Annotated in this window: 1 protein-coding gene; it reads right to left on the bottom strand. The window is 59.8% G+C overall.

What is annotated here, in order from left to right; translation table 11 throughout:
- A partial coding sequence (locus AC1D1Y_RS26880) for a DUF2855 family protein (RefSeq protein ID WP_477685022.1) occupies positions 1-371 on the bottom strand: 371 nt, incomplete at both ends.

The following is a 371-nucleotide window of genomic DNA, read 5'->3' as shown; positions in this document are numbered from 1 at the left end:
CCTATAGGGCAGCTGTACTTGAGATCGCCGAAGCGGGTGTGAATGTGTCGACGCAAGTCCGCGTTGCTCGCGAAGTCGACATAGACGCAGCGAGTGTCGGCCGGCACCTGTTCGAGTTCGTCATACGTGAGGACACGGCTGTAGCAGCCCAAGCTTTCGCAGAATGCGCGATTGCCGGGCGACGTGAGGCCGATCACCTCGACGCCCGGCCGCTGGCTCAGTTGAAAGGCGGTGCCGTACGCCGTTTTGCTGGAGGCGCTAGAAAGCAGTAGGGTTGTAGCGCCGAAAAAGTCGTTCTCAGCCATGAAGTCGTCAATAAGCCAAGAGGAGACGAAGAGCGTTCGCAGCAGGGCCAACGCATCTTCCGAGCC

Source organism: Polaromonas sp. P1_G1 (assembly GCF_056405595.1).
The sequence above is the reverse complement of the archived record's forward strand: the minus strand, read 5'-3'. Positions and strand labels throughout refer to the sequence as shown.